Annotated in this window: 21 protein-coding genes and 1 other annotated feature; of the genes, 16 read left to right on the forward strand and 5 right to left on the reverse strand. The window is 50.7% G+C overall.

Features of this window, described 5'->3' with window-relative positions:
• The first annotated feature begins 81 nt into the window (after positions 1-81).
• Entirely contained in the window at positions 82-792 is a 711-nt protein-coding gene (gene trmB, locus ACZYR9_RS05795; protein WP_488977520.1) for a tRNA (guanosine(46)-N7)-methyltransferase TrmB, read from the forward strand.
• Between the two features lie 81 nt (positions 793-873).
• Here the strand turns inward: trmB and ACZYR9_RS05800 are convergent, their stop codons facing one another.
• Both ACZYR9_RS05800 and ACZYR9_RS05805 read right to left on the reverse strand, forming a co-directional pair.
• Positions 874-1,992, reverse strand: coding sequence for an MGDG synthase family glycosyltransferase (locus ACZYR9_RS05800; protein WP_488977521.1), 1,119 nt, complete (start codon positions 1,990-1,992; stop codon positions 874-876).
• A gap of 57 nt (positions 1,993-2,049) precedes the next feature.
• Entirely contained in the window at positions 2,050-2,577 is a 528-nt protein-coding gene (locus ACZYR9_RS05805) for a phosphatase PAP2 family protein (RefSeq protein ID WP_488977522.1), read from the reverse strand.
• Positions 2,578-3,290: 713 nt separating this feature from the next.
• Here ACZYR9_RS05805 and ACZYR9_RS05810 point away from each other — a divergent pair.
• The 8 genes from ACZYR9_RS05810 to ACZYR9_RS05845 all read left to right on the forward strand — a co-directional run bounded on the left by ACZYR9_RS05810 (position 3,291) and on the right by ACZYR9_RS05845 (position 11,596).
• Positions 3,291-4,526, forward strand: a complete 1,236-nt coding sequence (locus ACZYR9_RS05810; RefSeq protein ID WP_488977523.1) for a glycosyltransferase family 2 protein — start codon at positions 3,291-3,293, stop codon at positions 4,524-4,526.
• Between the two features lie 62 nt (positions 4,527-4,588).
• Positions 4,589-4,745 (forward strand) — a sequence feature (ribosomal protein L20 leader region).
• A gap of 38 nt (positions 4,746-4,783) precedes the next feature.
• Positions 4,784-5,284, forward strand: a complete 501-nt coding sequence (gene infC, locus ACZYR9_RS05815; protein ID WP_488977524.1) for a translation initiation factor IF-3 — start codon at positions 4,784-4,786, stop codon at positions 5,282-5,284.
• A 26-nt stretch (positions 5,285-5,310) separates the two neighbouring features.
• A complete protein-coding gene (gene rpmI, locus ACZYR9_RS05820) occupies positions 5,311-5,511 on the forward strand; it encodes a 50S ribosomal protein L35 (protein ID WP_488977525.1) in 201 nt (66 codons plus the stop codon).
• A 40-nt stretch (positions 5,512-5,551) separates the two neighbouring features.
• Complete coding sequence (gene rplT, locus ACZYR9_RS05825; RefSeq protein ID WP_488977526.1) at positions 5,552-5,911, forward strand: 50S ribosomal protein L20; 360 nt, start codon at positions 5,552-5,554, stop codon at positions 5,909-5,911.
• Between the two features lie 618 nt (positions 5,912-6,529).
• Entirely contained in the window at positions 6,530-8,266 is a 1,737-nt protein-coding gene (gene ilvB, locus ACZYR9_RS05830; RefSeq protein WP_488977527.1) for a biosynthetic-type acetolactate synthase large subunit, read from the forward strand.
• 3 nt (positions 8,267-8,269) lie between these two features.
• Positions 8,270-8,758, forward strand: coding sequence for an acetolactate synthase small subunit (gene ilvN, locus ACZYR9_RS05835; protein WP_488977528.1), 489 nt, complete (start codon positions 8,270-8,272; stop codon positions 8,756-8,758).
• Between the two features lie 141 nt (positions 8,759-8,899).
• Positions 8,900-9,892, forward strand: coding sequence for a ketol-acid reductoisomerase (ilvC, locus tag ACZYR9_RS05840; protein ID WP_488977529.1), 993 nt, complete (start codon positions 8,900-8,902; stop codon positions 9,890-9,892).
• A gap of 156 nt (positions 9,893-10,048) precedes the next feature.
• Positions 10,049-11,596, forward strand: a complete 1,548-nt coding sequence (locus tag ACZYR9_RS05845; RefSeq protein WP_488977530.1) for a 2-isopropylmalate synthase — start codon at positions 10,049-10,051, stop codon at positions 11,594-11,596.
• Between the two features lie 151 nt (positions 11,597-11,747).
• On the opposite strand, the gene ACZYR9_RS05850 is transcribed toward ACZYR9_RS05845, so the two are convergent.
• Positions 11,748-12,953 carry an aminotransferase-like domain-containing protein gene (locus tag ACZYR9_RS05850; protein ID WP_488977531.1) on the reverse strand — a complete coding sequence of 402 codons (1,206 nt, stop codon included), beginning with the start codon at positions 12,951-12,953 and terminating at the stop codon, positions 11,748-11,750.
• Positions 12,954-13,187: 234 nt separating this feature from the next.
• Between ACZYR9_RS05850 and leuB the strand changes: the two genes are divergently transcribed.
• The 3 genes from leuB (at position 13,188) to gcvH (ending at position 15,497) form a co-directional block, all read left to right on the forward strand.
• Entirely contained in the window at positions 13,188-14,267 is a 1,080-nt protein-coding gene (gene leuB, locus ACZYR9_RS05855) for a 3-isopropylmalate dehydrogenase (RefSeq protein ID WP_488977532.1), read from the forward strand.
• A 208-nt stretch (positions 14,268-14,475) separates the two neighbouring features.
• A complete protein-coding gene (locus ACZYR9_RS05860) occupies positions 14,476-15,024 on the forward strand; it encodes a peroxiredoxin (protein WP_488977533.1) in 549 nt (182 codons plus the stop codon).
• Positions 15,025-15,113: 89 nt separating this feature from the next.
• A complete protein-coding gene (gene gcvH / locus ACZYR9_RS05865) occupies positions 15,114-15,497 on the forward strand; it encodes a glycine cleavage system protein GcvH (protein ID WP_488977534.1) in 384 nt (127 codons plus the stop codon).
• Positions 15,498-15,569: 72 nt separating this feature from the next.
• Here the strand turns inward: gcvH and ACZYR9_RS05870 are convergent, their stop codons facing one another.
• Together ACZYR9_RS05870 and ACZYR9_RS05875 are read right to left on the reverse strand one after the other, a co-directional pair.
• On the reverse strand, positions 15,570-17,543 hold the full coding sequence (locus ACZYR9_RS05870) for a glycoside hydrolase family 15 protein (protein ID WP_488977535.1): 1,974 nt from the start codon (positions 17,541-17,543) through the stop codon (positions 15,570-15,572).
• 302 nt (positions 17,544-17,845) lie between these two features.
• Complete coding sequence (locus ACZYR9_RS05875) at positions 17,846-18,058, reverse strand: KTSC domain-containing protein (RefSeq protein WP_488977536.1); 213 nt, start codon at positions 18,056-18,058, stop codon at positions 17,846-17,848.
• Positions 18,059-18,516: 458 nt separating this feature from the next.
• On the opposite strand from ACZYR9_RS05875, the gene ACZYR9_RS05880 reads away from it, so the two are divergent.
• From ACZYR9_RS05880 to ACZYR9_RS05895, 4 genes are all read left to right on the forward strand, one after another.
• Complete coding sequence (locus ACZYR9_RS05880; RefSeq protein WP_488977537.1) at positions 18,517-18,945, forward strand: hypothetical protein; 429 nt, start codon at positions 18,517-18,519, stop codon at positions 18,943-18,945.
• A gap of 304 nt (positions 18,946-19,249) precedes the next feature.
• Positions 19,250-20,056 (forward strand): RNA polymerase sigma factor SigI, encoded by an 807-nt coding sequence (gene sigI, locus ACZYR9_RS05885; RefSeq protein ID WP_488977538.1) that lies wholly within the window; start codon positions 19,250-19,252, stop codon positions 20,054-20,056.
• Positions 20,053-21,582: an anti-sigma factor domain-containing protein gene (locus ACZYR9_RS05890; RefSeq protein WP_488977539.1), complete on the forward strand. Its 1,530-nt coding sequence runs from the start codon at positions 20,053-20,055 to the stop codon at positions 21,580-21,582. Before sigI ends, ACZYR9_RS05890 begins: the two co-directional genes overlap by 4 nt.
• 272 nt (positions 21,583-21,854) lie before the next feature.
• Positions 21,855-22,871, forward strand: coding sequence for an aldo/keto reductase (locus ACZYR9_RS05895; protein ID WP_488977540.1), 1,017 nt, complete (start codon positions 21,855-21,857; stop codon positions 22,869-22,871).
• Positions 22,872-22,882: the final 11 nt, after the last annotated feature.

Consider the following 22,882-nt stretch of genomic DNA (forward strand, 5'->3'; position numbering starts at 1 on the left):
GTATAATCGTTCAAAGACATTGAGGCAGGCTTGCGGCAAGCTGCCGAAACGAAAATGCAAGCAGTTGGAGGACGGTAAACAATGCGTTTAAGAGGACGAAAGGGAATCAGGGAAGCGATCGAGGCACAGCCGGAGCTGGTAGTGCTCGAACCGGAGCCGTTTAAAGGGAAGTGGGCTGAAGTGTTCGGCAATGACCGGCCGATCCATGTGGAGCTTGGAATGGGCAAGGGCCGATTTATCAGCCAGCTCAGCGCCTTAAATCCGCACATCAACTACATAGGTGTCGATATGTACGACGAGTTGATTCGCCGTGGAACCGAGAAGGCGCGGGAATCACGTGAAGAGCATGGAGGGGACCTATCCAACCTCCGGCTTGTACGGATGAACATAGAATATATCGAAAACATGTTTGAAGCTGGCGAGATTGAACGCATTTATTTGAATTTTAGCGATCCATGGCCCAAAAAAAAGCATGCCCGCCGCCGGCTAACCCATGCGAATTTTGTAAATAAATATAGCATCCTGTTAAATGAACGGGGAGAAATTCATTTTAAAACCGATTCCCGGTCTCTATTCGAGTTTTCGTTGAATTCGTTCGCCGATTTGGGGCTTCGGATGCGCAATATCTCGCTTGATCTGCATGCGGAGGGTCCGCGTACGGACCTTGTTATGACAGAGTACGAAACCAAATTTTACGAAAAGGGCATGCCCATTCACCGGCTTGAGGTCGTCATAGGGGAAAAGGCTCTTTCCGAGCACCTTAAACAGCTTGAAGCTGATCAGAACGGCTAGAGATCGTCTGTTTACGCAAACAACCTGACGGGGAAGTCCCGTCAGGTTGTTTTTTTCGTTCGTTGTGCGATACGGGTAAGCTTACCCCTGCAAAATCTTCATGATCGCACGAGAACAATCCGCCGGATGATAGGCATCCGTTCTGCGCGACATGCCTTGGCGGCGCTTCTCAAGCTCTGGGTAATGCTCGATCAGCAGCCGGAACCAGTGGGCCACCGTTTCCGACGATGTGATGGGCTCTCCGAACCCATGCTCCGTAAAATATTGCAGATTCTCTTCTTCTTGCCCCGGAATCGGCTTATAGAACAGCATCGGAATCCCCTTGGCCAGTCCCTCCGTACAAGTCATTCCTCCGGGCTTGGTAATCAGCAGATCGGAAACGTCCATCCATTTATCGATTTCTTTAGTAAAGCCCAGCAGCTTAATATGGGGATGCCGGAACCGCTCGTCTTTTTTTAACTCGGCGAGAGCTCTCTCATTATTTCCAAGACAGACGATAAGCTGAAGCCGGTCCCGCCAACGGATCAAATCCGTTAAGAAATGTTCATTTTTGACAAGACCCCAGCCCCCGCCCATGATGAGTACGGTCGGCAGCGGCTTCAGTTCGAAGTGAGACCGAAGCTCCTCTCGGTTATGCTGTTCCCAAAAGTTCGGATGGATCGGAATCCCCGTGACCTGAACGCGATCGGAAGGTATGCCGCGGCTAAGAAGCTTCTGTTTGACATCAGGGGTAGATACCAAATAGGTGCTTACTTCTTTGCTGACCCAGGTTCCGTGCGCATCATAATCGGTGATCACGGTACACAGCGGAACATTCAGCCCGGACCGCTTCAGCCTGGAAATTACCGCATTGGGAAACGGATGAGTGCATACGATCGTATCCGGCTGCAGCCGGGCAATCACCTCGGCTGCCTGCGCGTAAAAAATGCGGTGAAGTGCCAGCTGGGAGAGACGGTTCAACGATTTTTTATATTGTGACCGGTAGACGAGCCCGTAAAGCTTTGGCTGATTCGATACGGTTTTGCGGTAGGCGCTCAAAATCAATGGAGCTAATGTCGGATGCAAGAACGTGCCAAGCTCAAGTACATGCGTTCGGATGTCGGGCGAGAGCATGCGCAGACTGTCGGAAAGCGCGTAGGCCGCTTGCGTGTGGCCCGCTCCGAAGCCTTCGGATAATAATAAGACCCTCTTCTTACGCATAGCGCTTCACCATACCCTTGTGCCTGTTGGATGTATAACGAATTAACATTACTGCTTTTACCCTAAAAAAGCAACGGTTGTCAGGGCTGTCATCGTTCCGATCAACGAGCCGGCCAGTACGTCGGACGGGTAATGCTGTCCCAAATAGATACGCGACATGCCGACCAATGAAGCCACAGGGAGCAAAATCGCGGCGATCCAAGGGGTGATGAGCATCAGGGGCACGGTCACCGAGAAAATGGCTGTCGTATGTCCGGAAGGAAATGAATGGTCTTTAAGCGGTTTTTTGCATGTATTGGTGCCTTCAAGTACAAGATAAGGACGCAGCCGCGGATACATCTTTTTTATGATGGCCACAGGCACATGACTGAGGCCTAACGCGATGCAGCTCACCATTCCGGCCGATTTCCATACTCCCTCGGCAAACAAAGCGACGCAAAGTGCAGTGGCGATCGATGCCGTAGCGCCTCCCAGGTGGGTGATGGCGTTAAAAAAGAAATCCAGCGCTTGATGCTGAATCCGTTGATTGACAAAGCAGAACATCCGGTTCTCATGATGCTGCAGCCATGCGACAAATCGGTTCATAACAGGCTATACCTCCCTGCAGTGGGATAAGCTTTTGTTTCGTTCTATTTGTATTGTAAGACAGAATTGTTAATGGAGTATCAACAGCATATTAAAGAAGATGATTTTGAGCGGGGTCATGATTCCTACATTATATTTGGCGATGGTGCACCAAGGTTCCTTTGCCATAAATTATGAACGATGTGTGAAGCTTTGTCCAACTTGCAGGGGGATTCGTTTATGGATCGCAAGCCGGCGGTGTTTCACAAAAATTTCAGGGGGGTAATAGGAGAATAGTTTGGAAGCGGCAACTTTTTGGCAGACAGGTTCGTCAGTAGAATCGTCAGCGGAAAAATGTGAATTGACGGATGAAAGGTGCCTGCCGGGAGAAAGCTCGGAGTTTGTCAGGCGGTGTTCTAACCAATCCTCGCATCGCCTCCAGCATGGAGAAAAGAAAGTTTTTCCAGACGGCGCTTATAAAATAATTGAAAAACGATGAAAATAAGACGTAAAAAGATGGATAGCAAAGAGTCTGACCGATACTGCTGATGTTTTTCCCAAAAATGATAAAGAACTGACTTAATCAAGCGATGTGAAGCTTTTGACAAATGACAGTAAAGAGAGGAAAATCATATTCGGTTACCCTCGCAATCGGAGAGGCCTTATCGAATCTGTTTTTAAACTGCTAAAGAGAAAAAGAAATAGGGGTACATACAAAAAAAGGGGGATGTATCATGCTGGACAGTATTTTGTTAGGCCTTCAGTTTACGCTAATTATCGTCGGGGCCTATCAACTGGGGCTGACGTTTTTTGGCTGGTATCGCCGTAAAAACAAGGCCCAGCACGCGCCGCAAAAAACATTTGCCGTCTTGGTGGCGGCTCACAATGAGGAGCAGGTCGTCGGAGCGTTGATTGAAAACCTGAAAAATCTCGATTATCCAAAAGAGCTGTACGATGTTTTCGTGATCGCTGACAACTGCACGGACAAAACGGCGCAAATCGCCCGCGATATGGGCGTATACGCCTGCGAACGCCATAATCCGAACCTGAGAGGTAAAGGCTTCGCGATTGAATGGATGCTCAAGGAGCTGTGGAAGATGCCCCGCCAATATGACGCCGTCGTCATGTTCGATGCGGATAACCTGGCAAGCTCCGATTATTTAAAACACATGAATAACGATTTATGTGAAGGCGCAAAAGTCATTCAGGCTTATTTGGATACCAAAAATCCTAACGATTCCTGGATTACAGCTTCTTATGCCATATCTTATTTCTTCAGCAACAGATTTTGGCAGCTGCCGCGTACCAATCTGAAGCTGGCAAACTTCCTTGGCGGTACAGGCATGTGCTTTGAAACCGGATTGCTCAAGCAGATCGGCTGGGGGGCGACAAGTCTTGTCGAGGACCTGGAATTCTCCATGCGCTGCGTCAAATTAGGCGTGAAACCGACGTTTAATCCGGATGCGAAAGTGTATGATGAAAAGCCTCTTACGTTTAGAGCGTCGGCAAGGCAAAGGCTTCGCTGGATGCAGGGTCATTTTGATGTTTGCCGCCGTTATTTCTTCGTGCTGCTGTGGCAGGGGATTAAAGAACGCAGCTGGACGAAGATTGATGCCGCGGTCTATTCGGCGAATGTATATAACTTTTTTCTCGGTTCGCTTGTCACGATGGCGGTCTGGTTCGACAATATAGCGCTGGGCGGCTCGCATCTGACCAAGCTGTATGAAATATCTCCTACGCTGTTTAACGTGGTGACGATCTCGATTTACGTCCTGCTGCCGATCTCCATGATCATGGATAAGGCTCCTTTGAAAACCTACAAGTATTTGATTTTGTATCCTGTCTTCATGTTTTCCTGGTGGCCGATTACGATTTATGCCTTCTTCACTCAAAACAACAAGCAGTGGAGCCATACGGAGCATACCCGCGTGATTCGTCTTGAAGACATGCATAGTAAACAGGCTAGTTAAAATTGTCATACTGACCAAAATATCCGTTGACTTCAATGAACGGACTGTGGTATAGTATTTGAGTGCGAAAGAAGAAGCGCCCGCTTCTCACCTGTCCGACGTAGGTTGGCTGGTTATGAATGATAGTGACCTAACTTGAATATCTGATGACCAATCGGATAGATCAATCACTTGAAACAACTGCGTGGGCGTTCTTAACGCCCGCGTATTTTTTTTTAATAACCCTTTGGAGGTGGCAGGTTATCAGTACAGAGCACATGATTAATGATGAAATTCGAGCAAGAGAAGTTCGTTTGATTGGTGCAGATGGAGAGCAGCTGGGCATCAAGCCGATTCGCGAGGCGCTGCAGATTGCGGTAGATCAGAATCTGGACTTGGTCAATGTAGCTCCGACGGCGAAGCCGCCGGTCTGCCGGATCATGGATTACGGGAAGTATCGCTATGAGATGCAGAAGAAAGAGAAGGAAGCCCGTAAGAACCAGAAGATCGTTGAGCTGAAGGAAATTCGCCTGAGCGCTACGATTGACGAGCACGACTTTCAAACGAAGCTTCGCAACGTTTCGAAATTTCTCAACGACGGCGATAAAGTGAAGTTGTCGGTTCGTTTCCGCGGCCGGGAGATCGCACATGCCGAAATCGGACAGCGCGTTCTGGAGCGGATGGCCTCCGAGGTGGAGGAGCTGTGCGTTGTGGAACGCAAGCCGAAGCTGGAAGGCCGGAGCATGATCATGATCTTGTCGCCAAAGCAACAGCAATAATTTTACTCTTTAAGGAGGAACACCCCATGCCAAAAATGAAAACACACAGCAGCCTGAAAGGCCGTTTCAAAATTACAGGTACAGGTAAAGTAAAACGCTACAAAGCCTATAAGAACCACCTGCTGTCCGGCAAATCAGCCCGTCAGAAACGCGTTCTTGGTACAAACCCGGTTATGGCTCCTGGCGACGTAAGACGCCTGAAGCAGCAGCTTGCTAACATCAAGTAATTTCGTGAATATACTTAACAATCCTTGGAGGTAGATCATCATGGCAAGAGTGAAAGGCGGATTTGTCCGCGCTCGTCGTCGCAAGAAAATTTTGAAGCTTGCTAAAGGTTACTTCGGTTCGAAACATAGATTATTTAAAACAGCTAAAGAGCAGGTTATGAAATCCCTGCTGTACGCATACCGTGACCGCCGTCAGAAAAAACGCGATTTCCGCAAATTGTGGATCGTGCGTATTAATGCGGCTGCCCGTCAAAACGGTTTGTCCTACAGCAAGCTGATGCATGGTCTGAAGCTGGCTGGCGTAGAAGTCAACCGCAAAATGCTGGCTGATCTCGCCGTTAACGACATCAACGCGTTTAACTCCTTGGCTGAAGCGGCAAAGCAGAAAGTCAACGCGTAAATCATTGGAATGAAGTTCAAAGCGCCTGCTGTAAAAGATGCGTTACCGCGTATCTTGTGCAGCAGGCGCTTTTTGGCAAAGTAGCATGGTGGCCGTGCCGGCTTTGGGTTGCTTTTATCACAGCTGTAAAGCAATGATTAGCTGAAAACCGCCCCTCATAGCGCATGCCACCGGGGTAGAGCGGCGCCTGTTTTTCCGCTTGACTAAAGATAAGGTTCGGCATATAATAAACAAAAGTACAACAGAGTATCGGCTATGAAGAGGACGAAGTTATAAGGGCTCTTATGTTCAGAGAGCGGCGGAGATGCTGAGACCAATGCCATTAATCCCTTATGTACGAGCTCACCTCGGAGCTGTTTTCCTGAAAGCGCGGCGCCTTTAAAGCATCGTGGTTACTAGGGGGAATCGGAGTGGCACACGTTACCGTGCCGAGGGTAAGCGACGCGCCTGCTAGCGGCGTGCATTACCTGCTAAGGTTATTTGTCGTGAGGCATTTAACAAATCTGGGTGGTACCACGGAAGATCAACCCCTTTCGTCCCGTCAGACGCAACCGTTGCGTTTGGGGCGAGAGGGGTTTTTTAGTTGTTATCGGACTTTTTGAGAGGAGGGCTACACACATGATCGTTCAAACCAAACAAAAGTCGAAGGAGCAGCTGCATGAAGAGCTGCTGAAGCCGGATGTGATTACAGGATCGGAAATGCTGCTGCGCAGCTTGCTGCTGGAGGATGTGGATTGCGTCTTCGGTTATCCAGGCGGAGCGGTCTTATATATTTACGATGCCATGCACGGCAACCCGGATTTCAACCATTTGCTGACAAGGCACGAACAAGGAGCCATTCATGCGGCGGACGGTTACGCCCGTTCAACCGGTAAGGTCGGCGTATGTATCGCCACTTCCGGACCGGGAGCGACGAACCTTGTTACCGGTATTGCTACAGCTTATATGGATTCGGTGCCTCTGGTGGTCATCACGGGTAACGTAGCGACGACGGTGATCGGTACGGACGCGTTCCAAGAGGCGGATATTACCGGCATTACGATGCCGATTACCAAGCACAGCTACTTGGTGCGGGATGTAAAGGATCTGCCTCGCATTATTAAAGAAGCGTTCCATATTGCGTCGACCGGACGCAAAGGACCGGTGCTGATCGACATTCCGAAGGACGTATCGAACGCCGCGGCGCCGTTCTACTATCCGGAGAAGGTGGACATCCGCGGTTATCACCCGACGGTACAGCCGCATAAGCTTCAAGTGGATCGTATGCTGGAGGCGATTGCAGAAAGCGAACGTCCGGTTATTCTCGCAGGAGGCGGTGTCGTCTATGCGGATGCATCCAAAGAGCTGATCGAGTTCGTGGAGAAAACCCGTATTCCTGTTACCACCACTTTGCTTGGCTTGGGAGGTTTTCCAAGCGCGCATGAGCTGTGGCTCGGGATGCCGGGGATGCACGGAACGTACGCAGCCAACCATGCACTGCAAAATTGCGATCTGCTGATCGGTATTGGCGCACGTTTTGACGACCGCGTAACGATGAAGGTAAACGGCTTTGCTCCCAAAGCGAAGAAAATCGTCCACATTGATGTGGATCCAGCGGAAATCGGCAAAATCGTTGAAACGGCGATTCCGGTGGTCGGAGACGTAAAAAAGGTGCTGCAGCTGGCTAACCTTAAAGCGAAGCCGTCCCAATCGCAGGAATGGATCGCTTGGAATCAGGAAAACAAGAAAAACTTCCCGCTGAGGTATCAGGATTCGGATACGGAGCTGAAGCCGCAGTATGTCATCGAGATGATCAATGAAACGACCAAGGGTGAAGCGATCATTACAACGGACGTAGGCCAGCACCAAATGTGGACGGCGCAGTACTACAAGTTCAACCATCCGCGTTCATGGATTACCTCCGGGGGTCTTGGCACCATGGGCTTCGGCTTCCCATCTGCGATTGGTGCGCAGGTAGCTCATCCGGATCGGCTGGTCGTATCGATCAACGGCGACGGCGGCATGCAGATGTGCTCGCAGGAGCTGGCGATTTGCGCCATTAACAAGATCCCCGTCAAGATTGTCGTGATTAACAATCAGGTGCTGGGCATGGTTCGCCAGTGGCAGGAGATTATTTACGATAATCGCTACAGCCACATCGATCTTGCCGGCAGCCCGGATTTTGTGAAATTGGCCGAAGCTTACGGCGTGAAGGGCTTGAGAGCAGCCAATAAAGAAGACGCCCGCCGCGTATGGCAGGAAGCGCTGGATACCCCGGGCCCGGTGCTCGTCGAATTCGTCGTTCCTAAAGGGGAGAACGTACTCCCGATGGTAACGCAAGGCTCGACGATAGACCAAATGATAATGGGGGATTAATCAATGACTCGCAAACACACCATATCCGTTCTAGTGAACAACCAGCCCGGTGTGCTGCAGCGCGTATCCGGCCTGTTCGGCCGCCGGGGCTTCAATATCGATAGCATTACCGTCGGCGAATCCGAGGAAAACGGCTTGTCCCGGATGGTCATCGTTACCACAGGCGATGACCATACCTTGGAGCAAGTATCGAAGCAGCTCTACAAGCTGGTCGATGTCATCAAAGTGGTCGACTTGAGCTCGAATCCGATGGTGGCGCGCGAGCTCGCGCTGATCAAGGTCAATGCGGAGCCGGGCACCCGTCCCGAGATTCTCGGCGTGGTGGAGACATTCCGCGCGGCGGTTGTTGACATCGGCCCGAACACACTGGTCGTGCAGGTGGTCGGCGATTCGGAAAAAATCGACGCCATGACCGAGCTGCTCAAGCCTTACGGCATTAAGGAACTGTCCCGCACGGGCGTAACAGCGATGATTCGCGGTATGGCAAAATAAGCGTTTGTAGATATACTGGAAATCGTAGTACAATGTTCTGTGAGCGGGGGCTCAAGCGGATGACGAAAGGCCCAGGAGGCAGGCATGATCCGTTTGAGCACCCGCTCACGGGGTTCATATCAAAGGAGGAGCTATTATACCATGGCAGTAACTATGTATTATGAAAAAGATGCTGATTTGAACGTATTGAAGGGTAAGACCATCGCCATCATCGGGTACGGCAGCCAAGGCCACGCTCAAGCGCAAAATCTGCGTGATAGCGGTCTTAAAGTGATTATCGGTCTTCGTCAAGGTCGTTCCTTCGACCAAGCGAAAAACGATGGTTTCGAAGTATACTCCGTTGCTGAAGCGACAAAGCTTGCCGATGTAGTGCAAATCCTGATGCCGGATGAAACTCAAGCAAGCGTATACCACAATGAAATCGAGCCGAACCTGAAGCACGGTGCAACGATCCTGTTCTCCCACGGCTTTAACGTTCACTTCGGTCAAATCAATCCATCTGCGGACAAAGACGTTCTTCTTGTCGCGCCAAAATCCCCGGGTCACATGGTACGTCGTGTATTCGTGGAAGGCTTTGGTGTGCCTGGTCTGATCGCAGTTCATCAAAATGCCACTGGTCAAGCTCAAGCGATCGGTTTGGCTTATGCCAAAGGTATCGGCTGCACCCGTGCAGGGGTTATTGAAACCTCTTTCCGTGAAGAAACCGAAACCGACCTGTTCGGTGAGCAGGCCGTTCTTTGCGGCGGCGCATCCGCGCTGGTAAAAGCCGGATTTGAAACGCTGGTAGAGGCTGGATATGCTCCGGAAATGGCTTATTTCGAGTGCTTGCACGAATTGAAGCTGATCGTCGATTTGATGTATGAAGGCGGTCTTGCAGGAATGAGACATTCCATCTCCAACACGGCAGAGTACGGCGACTATGTAACCGGTCCTCGCATCATCACAGACGAAACGAAGCAAGAAATGAAGCGTGTTCTTTCCGATATCCAACAAGGCAAGTTTGCTCGCGACTTTATTCTCGAGAACCAATCCGGTCGCGCGTTCCTCACGGCTACTCGCCGTATGGAATCCGAGCATCCGCTGGAGCAAGTCGGTACCCAGCTGCGTGAACTGATGCACTGGATCAAGAAGTAATCGAACTGACAATGAACGATTAGCGGTATAAGGTCGGCTTGGGAACAGCGTGGGGAACGGACGGCAGAGCAGGTTCGTTCCCGGACGTTTCCCGGGCCGTACCTTTTTCTGCTTTAATAAAGTAATTAAATTTCGATAAAGCGCAGGTGAGACGGCATGAGAAAAATTTATATTTTCGACACGACGCTGCGCGACGGCGAGCAATCGCCGGGCGTGAATCTGAACATGCAAGAAAAGGTGGAAATCGCCCTTCAGCTGGAGAAGCTGGGCGTAGACCGGATCGAAGCCGGGTTTCCGGCGGCCTCCCCGGGCGATTTGGCCGGCGTGAACGCCGTAGCCAGAGCCGTGAAGAATGCGAGCATCGTAGGGCTTTCGCGTTCCCGTATGCAGGATATCGATGCGGCGCGCGAAGCGCTAAAGGATGCGCAGGATCCGTGCCTGCATTTGTTCCTTGCCAGCTCCCCGATTCACCGGCAGCATAAGCTGAAGATGGAGAAGCACCAGGTACTGGAGACGGCGGAAGCAGCCATCCGGTATGCTAAAAAATATTTCGATAAAATCGAGTTTTCCCCTGAGGATGCAGGCCGTACGGAGCTGGACTTCCTGTGCGAAGTGACGGAGATGGCCATACGGGCAGGGGCGACCGTTGTGAATATTCCGGATACCGTAGGGTATATGACGCCTTACGAATTCGGAAATATTTTCAAGACGCTGAAGGAAAACGTGCCGGGTATCGAAAAAATTCAGCTCAGTGCGCACTGTCACGATGATTTGGGCATGGCAACGGCCAATGCGCTCGCGGCGATCCTGAATGGTGCCGACCAAATCGAAGGAACGATTAACGGGATCGGCGAACGTGCAGGTAACACGGCGATCGAGGAAGTGGCCATGGCTCTGGAAACGCGTCAGGAGTTCTACCAGGCGAAGACATCGCTTACACTGTCCGAGATCGCCCGTACGAGCCGATTAGTGAGCAAGCTGACAGGCATGGTCGTACCGGGCAATAAAGCCATTGTCGGCGCTAACGCCTTTGCGCATGAATCAGGCATTCACCAGGACGGCATGCTTAAGGAAAAGACGACTTACGAAATCATGTCTCCGGAGACGATCGGTCTGAAGGAAAGCAAGCTGACGCTCGGCAAGCTGTCCGGACGTCACGCGTTCCGTGAAAAGCTGGTCGATCTCGGATATGACCTGAGCGATGAGCAGCTTAACGCGGCCTTCTCCAAGTTCAAGGACTTGGCCGACAAGAAGAAAAACGTAACGGATGAGGATATTCTGGCCTTGATCGAGGAGAAGCTGATCGAAACGCCGGAAGTGTTTGCGCTTGAGACGATTCAAGTTTCTTATGGCAACCAATCGACACCGACAGCTACCATCCGCTTGAGGACGATCGAAGGCGAAACGCTCGAAGAAGTTGCGCTTGGCAACGGTTCGGTCGATGCGATCCTCAATGCGATCGATAAAGCGACGAAAGAAGAAGTCGAACTCGAGGACTACTCGATTCAATCGGTTACGCAGGGCAAGGATGCGCTCGGCGAGGTTCATGTCGTGCTGAATCAGGGCGATTATTCGGTGCAGGGCCGCGGCGTAAGCACCGATATTCTTGAAGCCAGCGCACGCGCATATGTCGATGCGATTAACCGGCTGATTGAAAAACGGAAGTCTCCTGCGCGCAGCCGTGATAATGTATCGTTGATCTAGTTTGGCATATGAATAAACCTTCATTCTCTTCCGGCCGAGCCTGAAGAGGATGAAGGTTTTTGGCTTTGGATGGAAATGCATATCCGCCGTGGGAATGGAAAAAAAGCCCATCCGGGCTGCGTGGATTCCGGAAGGGCTTTTAGGCTTTGGTTTATCCGTGAGCGGCGGTCTTCATTCGCTGCAGCGCCCGATCCAGCCGGTCAAAAGCAAGGGTCATAGCCTCGCTGTCGGTATGCGTAAAGTTCAGGCGCATCGTGTTGGTTTGAGGCTCGTCTGCAAAGAAGCTGGCTCCCGGCACGAAGGCGACGCCTTCCTCAACGGCGAGCTTAAGCAGCTCCTGCGTGTCGATCCCTTGAGGCATCTCCACCCAAATGAACATGCCGCCTTTTGGCTCGTTCCACCGGACGCCTTCCCAATTTTTAGCCTGCAGCAAGCTGACCATTTGGCGCATCCGGGATTCATATTGCGTCCGGATGAGATCGATGTGCGCGTAAAGATCAAACTGCTGGAACAGCTCGTGCAGCGCCTGCTGGTCCATCGTGCTGGAGTGCAGATCCGCAGCTTGCTTTGCACGGGTCATATGCAGGATCACATTCTCGTCGCCGACAACCCAACCGGTACGAAGTGCAGGAGCGACGATCTTGGAGAAGGTGCTTGTGTATATGACAGCCCCTCCGTTCGGGCCGTCGTCCAACGAGTAAATGGACGGGAACGCTTCGCCATCACCGAAGCGAAGCTCTCCATAAGGGTCGTCCTCCAGAATGAGAACGCCATTGGATTTGCAAAGATTCAAGGTGCCCTGACGGCGCTCCAGGCTCCAAGCTTTGCCTGTCGGATTCGCGAACGTAGGAATCACATATATCATTTTCGGTTGGTGTTCTTTAATTTTGCGCTCCAAATCTTCCAAATTCATGCCGTTTTCATCGCAATCTACGGAAACGAGCTTGGCTTTGTGGGATTGAAACACTTGAATGGCTGCGAGATACGTCGGTTTTTCGACCAGAATAACATCGCCCGGATCGATATAAATGCGAGTCAGCAAGTCAATGGCCTGCTGGGAGCCGGTAGTCAGCAGCATGTTTTCTATGCCCGCTTTGATGCCCTTGCGAGCCAGATGCTTCGAGATGCTCTCCCGAAGCGGAGTGTAGCCTTCGGTAAGTCCGTACTGCAAAACGGATTTGCCGCCCTGCTCGAACACGCGCGAGAATGCGTCGCGCACCGCCTCAAGCGGAAAATACTGCTCGTTAGGGAGCCCCCCGGCAAGTGAAATGATAGAGCGTCCCTGTGTCAGCTTGAGAATTTCACGTACGGCGGAAGATTTGAAGCTGTTAATCGTATCTGAAAATTGATAGTTCATAAGCGCAAGGCTCCTTTTATTAAAAAGAAGTAAAGTCATTATATAAGCTTCATTTTAATCCTTTCCAAGCCATGTGACAACTGTGAAAATGAACAAATCACCTGACGGTCTATCTTTTACATTGACCATATATAGCTAAAACCTATTAAGATGATAGATTTTATATCTTTGTAAAACAGAGGAAAATATGCTACAAAAGAAATAATGAACTAGATATAGGAGTGAATGTATCCGATGGCAGACGTGAAAAAAATTGCCGTAATCGCCGGAGATGGGATCGGTCCCGAGGTGGTTGCGGAAGCAATTAAGGTAATGAAGAAAACAGAGGAAGTGTTCGGCTACCGTTTTGAGTTTGAGCATGGCCTGTTTGGCGGAATCGCTATTGACGAGAAAGGAACTCCGCTGCCGGAAGATACGCTGGAGATGTGCAAAAAGTCCGATGCCGTCCTCTTGGGCGCTGTCGGCGGTCCGAAATGGGACAACAACCCCAAAGAGCTGCGTCCGGAAACGGGATTGCTCGGCATCCGTAAGGCGCTCGGCTTATTCTCCAACATTCGTCCTGCGGTCATTTTCGACTGCCTGAAGGATGCGTCCACACTGAAGCCTGAGGTTCTGGAAGGGACGGACCTGATCGTTGTCCGCGAGCTGACAGGAGGGATCTACTTCGGCGAGAAGTTCCGCCGCGAAGGACAGAACGGTCAAGAAGCCGTGGATACTTGCGTATACAATGTAGCGGAAGTGGAGCGCATCGTTCGCCAAGCCTTCGATATTGCCCGGACACGCAGCAAGAGACTGGCGTCCGTCGACAAAGCGAATGTACTCGAAACCTCCCGCCTGTGGAGAGAAACGGTAAACCGTATTGCTCCGGACTACCCGGATGTAGAGCTTGAGCATGTGCTTGTAGACAACTGCGCGATGCAGCTTTTGCGTCGTCCGTCGAGCTTTGACGTCATCGTGACAGAGAACATGTTCGGAGATATTCTGAGCGATGAAGCGGCTATGCTGACCGGTTCGATCGGAATGCTGTCCTCCGCATCTTTGGGTGAGGGAGCGTTCGGTCTGTATGAGCCAGTGCACGGTTCCGCGCCGGATATTGCGGGTCAAGGCATTGCCAACCCGATCGCTACGATCCTCTCCGTTGCTCTGATGTTCAGATTGACGTTTGGATATCACGATGCTGCGGAAGCGATCGAGCGCGCCGTGAAGGAAGTGCTGGACGCCGGCCACCGAACAGGCGACATTGCTGTGGATAAGAGCCAAGCGATCGGAACGACCGCGATGGGTGAATTGATTGTAAACGCGGTCCGAAAGTAAGATATAAAGCCGTCAGAAAAACTCTTGAGAAATTGGATTTCTCAAGAGTTTTTCTGTTTATAAAGAAAGGTATGTCACATGTGTGATAGTTTATAGTTATTATCATGAAACAATTGCTTCAATGTTGACTTTCTGCAGGTCAAAATGTTACGATTTATTACGTGATAACTATTGTCAATAAATTCAGCATAAGGAGGATTTTGCAGATATGACAGAAAGATTAGTAGGCAAACCGGCACCGGATTTCACGATGGCAACCGCATCGGGCGACGGCCAGGGTTTTGGTAAAGTTTCTTTGTCCGACTACAAAGGCAAATGGCTTGTTCTGTTCTTCTACCCGCTGGACTTCACCTTCGTTTGCCCGACTGAGATTACTGCAATGAGTGAGGCAGCCGCTCAATTCAAAGCTGTTAATGCTGAAATCCTCGGCGTATCGACAGATAGCATTCACTCCCACCGTGCATGGATCAACACGCCGGTTGACCAAAACGGTCTTGGCAAGCTGAACTTCCCATTGGCTTCCGACCTTACGAAGAAAGCGGCTCGCGACTATGGCGTATTGATCGAAGAAGAAGGCATCGCTCTGCGCGGCCTGTTCATCATCAGCCCAGAAGGTGAATTGATGTATCAAGTCGTACACCACAACAATGTTGGCCGCAGCGTTGAAGAAACTTACCGTGTGCTTGAAGCGCTGCAATCCGGCGGTTTATGCCCGATAGGTTGGAAAAAAGGCGACAAGCACCTGACTGCGAAGTAATCGTCTTTCAGATGAAAATATACCCCTCAGCCCGCCTCCCCGGCGGGTCTGATGGTTTTTCTACTACTTATGCGAAAAGGGGACAGGTAATGGAAGTTTTGCAAGGACTCAAATATAGCGAGAACCATGAATGGGTACGGATAGAAGGCAACCGCGCGGTCATCGGAATGACCGATTTTGCCCAAGAGGAATTCGGCATGATCGTGTTCGTGGAGCTGCCCGAGGCAGGGGATGAGCTGCAGGCGGGGGAGCCGTTTGGCAGCATGGAATCGGTAAAGACGGTAACGGAGCTTTATGCGCCGGTATCGGGCAAGGTTCTCGAGGTGAACCGTAAGCTGGCTGATAACCCGGGAACGATCAATCTGTCGCCATACGGAGAGGGATGGATGATGGTGGTCGAGCTGAGCGATCCGTCTGAGCTCGACCAGTTATGGGATGCGGACAAGTATGAAGTAACCTATGTCCATGAATAAGAAAGCAGCCTGACCAATACTAGAACAAAGCCGGATTCAACGGGATGTCCCTTGAATCCGGCTTTGTTGTCTTCAAGCCTTGGACGAGGCTTTCAGCTTATTGTACTTTTCAATATATTTCACCACGGCCAGCACGTAGGTCGCATGAGACCACGTGAGCGGAGCGACGGATACCGGTCCTCCGTCGAAAGGATCCAGCTGCTCAGGCAGGACGCCGCTTTCCATCGCATGTCGGACGACCCATTCGAGCGTGCGCTTCGGCGCTTCCAAATCGTCGATCGTTTTCGCGCACTCGATCTCCCACTCCGCGATCCACAAAGTACAGATGATCCAGGGATTGCCCGGGACGTTATGAATGTCCGCCGAGCGCTGAAAGTAATAATCATGGTGGTAACGGGCAACGCCGCCGACATCGGTTTTGATCGTGAGTCCGGCGCGGTTGGCTTTCATCGTCTTGACGACGCGGGGGTCGTCGGCCGGTAGAACGCCGAACTCGAAGATGCCGTAGACGCTGCTTTCCAGCGTTTTGTCCTTGACCCATACGCCGTTGTCCAGAACCAGCCCGCGTACGAACCGGCCTTCTTCTTCATCGTATAAGTGCTTCAGAATACCGGACTTGATCTTCTCCGCCGTATGGCGGTAACGGCTTGCCCGTTCTTCGTCACCGAACAGGCTGCAGAAGTTGGCTGCGGCGATGAGTCCGCCGTATACTGCCGAAGAGGTAAATGTGAAGATGCCGTACCTTTCCTCCCATAAGTCGTAGCTGGGTTTCGGAAGGTTCAGCTCGTGCTCGATGTAGCTCGACATGAACCGGGCGGAGCGGCGAATCAATGTGCGGTACAGCGATTGCGGAAGCTCGATATCGCCGTGCCTAACATAGTCCTGCCACAGCGCAAACAGCACGAGCGCCGTTTCATCCTCTTGAATCGGCAGCTGCATTTTACCGCCATTCAGATAAGGGTGCCAGCTGGAACCGACCGTTCCGTCCGGGTTGTATTTATGATGCAGATAACCGTCCGGCGATAGGCCGTTCGCACAAAAATGAAAGAAAGGTGTAATCATTCCTTGATAGCCCGCCATCGTCATCGCATAGGCAATCAGAGCTCCGTCGCGGGGCCACATGTAGCTGTAATGGTCCCGGTTGGACTGCATGATATCGGAATCGTTGGCAGCGATGATGGCTCCGTTCACATCCGTCTGTGTACGAACGATCAGCAAGCTTTGCTTGTAGAGACGAATACAGGCCTCACTCAGATTGCCGAAGTTAAGCTCCGCTTTATTCACCCAGCGCTGCCAGTAAATTTTGGTCCGGTCCAGAAGCTTGCCGGGATGGCTTTCCTTGATATAGGCGTCGAGCTTCTTGACCTCTTCGAGGTTTTTGCCCGCCGTCATCCAATAATAAAGCGATTCCTCCGAGTTGGGCGGTACATGAAGCCGGAAACTGATTGTGCTGTCGACGGAGCCCTGGGCGATCGCGTTGCCCATCAGGTGGCCGTCCTCTGCATCGCGCCAGGTGCCTTCGGCGTTGTAGAAACGTTTGACCCCGGTAGTATATTGGAACAGCCCCTCGCTGCCGGTCAGCCCGTTGAACATAAAGTAGCGGTCTTTCTTATAATGAAATACCGTATTGTTCTGCGGATAGTAAGCCGCCGTATCTCCGACTTCGGTCTCATTGATGACCAGATCCTGATTGAAGAACATGCGCACTTCGCGCACTTTGTCCCAGTGATTATGAATCCTCACCCGTTTCAAATAAATATCTTCACGCTGGTGAACGCCGTCGTTGATCAGCAGGGTAATTCCAAGATGATAGTGGGAGGCTTTGACCTCGGTGACCAATGAATCCTCAGCATAGGAAATCTCAATATTCCAAGCCGGATCGGCAAGCCAACTGAACGCGCCGTCCACCCACAAGCCTACTCTGCACTGATAGCCTCCGACATGGTTTAATTGTCCTACATAAGGATAATACAAATCGCGCACGTACGTATGACGATCCAAATTGATCAAAAATTTGCCGTTTCCGATGACTAAGTGCCTTGGCAATCCACCCACATCCTTTGCTATCCAGAATGCAACCTATCTTTTTAGAGTACCTTTTTATGACAATTCGGTCAATCCGTGAAAATGAATGAAAACGGATACCGGCGCACTTTTTGCAATCGTTCATGGAGGAAACCGGACAGCGATCCTATGAAGCTATTATTTCCGGTTATCAAAAACATATACAGAAATCACAAAATCTCCAACCCGAAGCCGCGGCCTGGGTACATCTTCTTCGATGTCCGCCGTCAGCCAAGTGGAGATTGGGGGAAGCTGGATTCAATATCCCGTGCCGTGTACGTTTGTCAGGTGCGAGGGGGCAAAAAGTTATTCTCGTCGGTCAATTTCATGATCATATCGTACTGATTGGGAGATTGCAGCAGCGACTGATATAGATCCGGTTTAATGCCGTTGCAGATGAGCGTTTGACCCGTATGATACTGAATATGCATTTGTGAGGATTGATCATCGTAGCTCACAAATGCGATCTGCTTCGAACCGATCGGAAGAAACTTCATAAGCGCACCTATCCTTTCAGGGCCAAATGAAAAATCCGTCTGCTTGCAGCGATGCGGCAGCGGATTTTCATAGTGGAATCGATATCTTACTTTATGTCGAAGGCAGAACGTTTAGAATATGTTCTCTTTAGAATAATGTGCATTTGAAGTTTGAAGGCTGCTGAAGCGGACAGCCAACCTGTCTGCATAAGATATCATAAAGAGACGACCCCGTATCATACAGTTGGAATAAAGCGCTTCGTTTTATTTCAAGTCTATCCAGATTATAGGAAACAAAGGCTTGTTGAACGGGGACAGGAAAGATTTAACTGGCCTTCATAGGATAAAAAAAGAGGATTTTTGTATCCTTTGGTCGAATACAAATTAGGATGTCGGCATGTGTTTTATGGCTTGGAACGAATATAAATCGAATTGATATAGGTTGAGAAGCGTTAAACAGAGATCAGGAGGGGAACACGATGAGCTTTTGCTGCGGTGCCAGCATGTTGGGAACGAAAGGGACGTTAAAACATATTAGAACGCATATACACAATGTGCCTCTGCTATTCTGCCCCGTTTGCCACCGAGTGGAAGTGCATCATCTGGTAGAGAATGAATACGAAATCTTAGCCGAATATGCGCACGGCGACGGCGCTCCTGAAGTCGATTTTGGAGATTATGTAGACAGTCACGATTCGCTAAGCCTGTTTGAGAATTGCGTAAACAATGAGGAAGAGGAGCCGCTGGAGGTTGTGCGCAGCCAGATCGATATGGCGCTGGACCTGCTCATGGTGGCCAAAGAAATCGGGGACGCCGAATGGGAGCGGCAGTTGAAGAAGCGGCTGAATGTACTGAGCCAGCGGCGGCATAAATTAAAGAATAAAAAAACCATGCGAGGCCTATCCTAGGCCGTCCCAACCATAACGTCCCTTCATTACCCGCTTCCTCCCGTCCGGGGCATCAGTCTGCTTGTCGGCTTATGCCTTCAGTCGGGAACGGCGCTTTCGGCAGCATAGGATTATGCAGCCCAAGCAAGCGGGACCGATCCGTAGAAGGCTGCGGCTCGGGAAGGGATGTTTTTTTGTTTTCGAACGGGTTGGAAGGTGTAGCCTTAGCATCCAAATTATTGTGAAAATAGTGAAGGGAAGCTCGGAGCTTACCCCCGTAATCGCTTTGAAATCAGCGAAAAATTTGTAGTGTGAGGTGGAACGATTGCTGCTCGTTTTATTTAAGAAGTTTTTAGGAAAACGCCAGTCTCCCCACCCGGATAACGCGGATTCGCAATCGCCGGAACAAATCGTAATTCGCATTCAAGAGGGTGATTTGCGCCTGCGCAACCAATTTATTACGGATTACCAGCCGTATGTTGCCAAGGTGACGAGCAGATTTTGTAAAAGATATGTCGATCCGTCACGGGATGATGAATTCAGCATCGCACTCGGCGCTTTCAATGAGGCGATCAATCAATTCTCACCCCAAGCAGGACGTTCATTTCTTGGTTTTGCAGAACAGGTGATCCGCCGTCGGCTTATCGACTATGTCCGCAAGGAGCAGCGGTTTTCACAGCAGATTCCATACAGTACGTTCGAGGTGGAGGACGAGGAAGATAATATCGTCAATCCAATTGAGATCCATCAGGCCATCGAACAGTATGAGAAGCAAAAAGGCAGCCTCGAGCGGCGAAGTGAAATCATGGAGCTGAACCGCTCGCTGAACGCATTCGGAATTAGTTTTGCCGATTTGGTGGACGCTTCGCCAAAACACGACGATTCACGTCAGGCGCTATTTGGCATTGCAAAAAAGCTGTCTGAGGATGCCGGGATGATGCAGACGATGATGTCGAAGAAAATGCTGCCCATTAAGGAGCTGCTGGATCAGGTGGAGGTGTCGCGTAAGACGCTGGAACGCAACCGCAAGTTTATTATCGCTGTCGCTCTGATATATAACGGACTCTATCCATATCTGCGGGATTATCTGCATATCAGAAGCGATTCGGAAGAAGGGGGGGACGCCAATTGAACAAAGGAATCGTGATGGAGATCACGGAGAAAAACATCATCGTCATGCGGCCGGACGGACGTTTTCAGCGGTTGGCCCGCAAGAAAAGAAATTGCGAGATCGGTGATGAAATCAGCTATGCCGATGAAGGCATTAACTGGAGGAGCCCATCTATCGCCGGACGTTCAGCTATCGCAGCTGCGGTGGTGTTCTGTCTGGTTCTGTTCGCAAGCTTTCAAGGCAAGCTCGGGAGCCAAGAGGTCGTTGCTTATGTCTCGATCGACATTAACCCCAGTGTAGAGCTGGGCATCGACATCCGGGAGCGGGTGCTTGAGCTTCGCGCTCTGAATGAAGATGGAGAGGCGCTAATCCAAGAGGTCGATTATAAGGAAAAGCCTCTGGAGGCAGTGACGGCGGGCCTATTGAACAGGGCCGAACAAACGGCGTTCTCCAAAGGGGAGGCTGAAATCGTCATTGCCAGCACGGTTATTCAGCCGGACAGTAAGATCATTGACACACAAATTGCGGAAAAGCTGCGCCTGCAGGTGAAGGAATACATACAAACAACGCACCCGACACAAGTACAATCATATCAGATAGCCTCCTTCGTAGCCCCGCAGGAAGTGCGTGATGCCGCCAGCGAATATGGTGTTTCTATGGGAAAGTACACCGTGTATCTGAATGCCAAAAGCAGCGGAGCGGCGGTCACGCTTGATGATTTGAAGGCAAGATCAGTATTAAGCATTTCCAAAGAAATCCCGGAAGTCGCTCAAGTGATGGCACCGGACAAGATTCCGACGAAGACCGATATTCGGAAGCTCGTTGAAGAGGAAAAATCAGGCGAATTGGATAAGATGCTTCAGGAGCGTATGAAAAATCGGGAAAAGGCCAATACGAACAAGCACAATGCGATAAGCCGGCCGGACAACCGAACAGGCGGTCAAGATCCTAAAACCGATCAGAATCCATCGACCATCCCGCCCGTCAACGATAAAAATAACAAGAATGACGACGCTTCAACGAATTCCAGAACCGTCAATGTCAGACCGGGAGCATCATCTCCGTCCGCAACAAATCCGGATACGGCCCGCAGGGACGATAAAAAGGATGATCGGGATGACAAGAACGACCGGAATCGAAACAACAATCGTGACGGCGAAGACAAGCGAAGCTCGGGAAATAGTGAAGAGGAGCGCCGCCGCGATGAGGCGGCAAAGCGCCTGGAGGAGCAGAAGAAAAAAGAGGAAGAGGCGCGCAAGAAGCAAGAGGAGCTTCGCGAAAAGGCCCAAGAGCAAAGGGAGAAGCAGGCCGAAGAAAATCGCAAACGGCTGGAAGAGGAGAAGAAAAAGGCCGAGGAAAAGTGGAATAAGGACGAGGAGAAGCGTAAAGAGCAAGGGAACAAAGAGGATGACCGTCGTAAGAACAAGGACGACGAAAAATCCGACTCGAAGGAAGAGGCAAATGCCAGAAGCCATAGCCTGCAGAACGATAACGGGGAATCAACGAAAGTTTGGAGCCGGACGTTCACTTTTCCGATCTTTCATTAGTGTCGAAAAAAGAATCGCACGGACACTTTTGCTGGATGATCGTCCCCGCAACAGCCGACACCATCTGTGTCGGCTGTTCTTTTTTTACGGCAGATCCGTAAAAGAATGGCGAAGGCGTAGGAAGGTTCGAAAGAAAGAGCGCTTTGAGATCGAAGGAGTGGGTCTTCTGACAGACTGTTTTTTTGCCGGAGATCGTAATATAATGGCATAAAGGTTGGGTTCATAAGCCTCGGCGCAGGATAAGATTGACTTAATGGAGAGGGGAATCTTCGATGCGTTATTCCATGTTCGGCCTAACGGGCCACCGTGTATCCTCGCTCGGGTTTGGGGCGATGAATCTGCCGGAAGTCCCTTTTGAGCAGGCTAAGGCGGCACTGAATTATGCGCTGGATCAAGGCATTAATTATGTCGATACCGCGGCGGGCTACCGCAATAGTGAGGAGATCATCGGAGAGAGTATATCCCGCCGCCGCTCGGAATATTTTTTGGCGACGAAGACGAAAAATCGGGATTATGCCGGTGCGATGGCAGATATGGAACGCAGCTTGAATCGAATGAAGACGGATGTCATTGATCTGGTGCAGATTCATTATGTCAATGCGGTTCAGGAGTTTAAAGCGGTGATGAATGAAGGCGGCTCTTATGAGGCCGCGCTGGAGATGAAAAGAAAGGGGTACATACGCTTTATCGGTATTACCGGACATCGGCCGGATCTGCTCGCGAAGTGGATTGCCAAAAAACAATTCGATCAAGTACTGTTCCATTTGAATTTGGCGCAGCCTTTTTCATTGGATGAGCTGATCCCTGAGGCCACACGGCTGCAGTTGGGGAAAACTGCAATGAAACCGCTGTCAGGCGGATTTATTCAGCCCATATCCAAGGCCATGCGTTATCCCCACAGCCAGGACGTGCATGTTGTGCTTTCGGGTATGGTGAGCGTGGAGGAGGTCAAGGAGAACCTGGCGGCTATCCGTGAGCAAGCAGGAGAAGACGAACGACGGGAGCTCGAAGCCTTGGCGGTGGAGCTGGGAAGTCATAACTGCCGGCGCTGCAACTACTGTACCTGTCCGCTGGAATTTAAAATTCCGGATGTCATGATCTCAAGCCAGATCCGCAAGACATTGGGATTACTGCCGAAGGGCGACGCATTTTACCAAATCCATAAGGATAAGATATTATCCTGTGCGGATTATGAACCCTGTAAGGACAAGCCGCTTTGCGAGCAGCAGTGCCCGTACCATTTGCCGATTCGGCAGATGGTTATGGAGGCGGCGGATTATTACGCTTGAAAGCTTACGAT

Source organism: Paenibacillus sp. F024, from assembly GCF_057814255.1.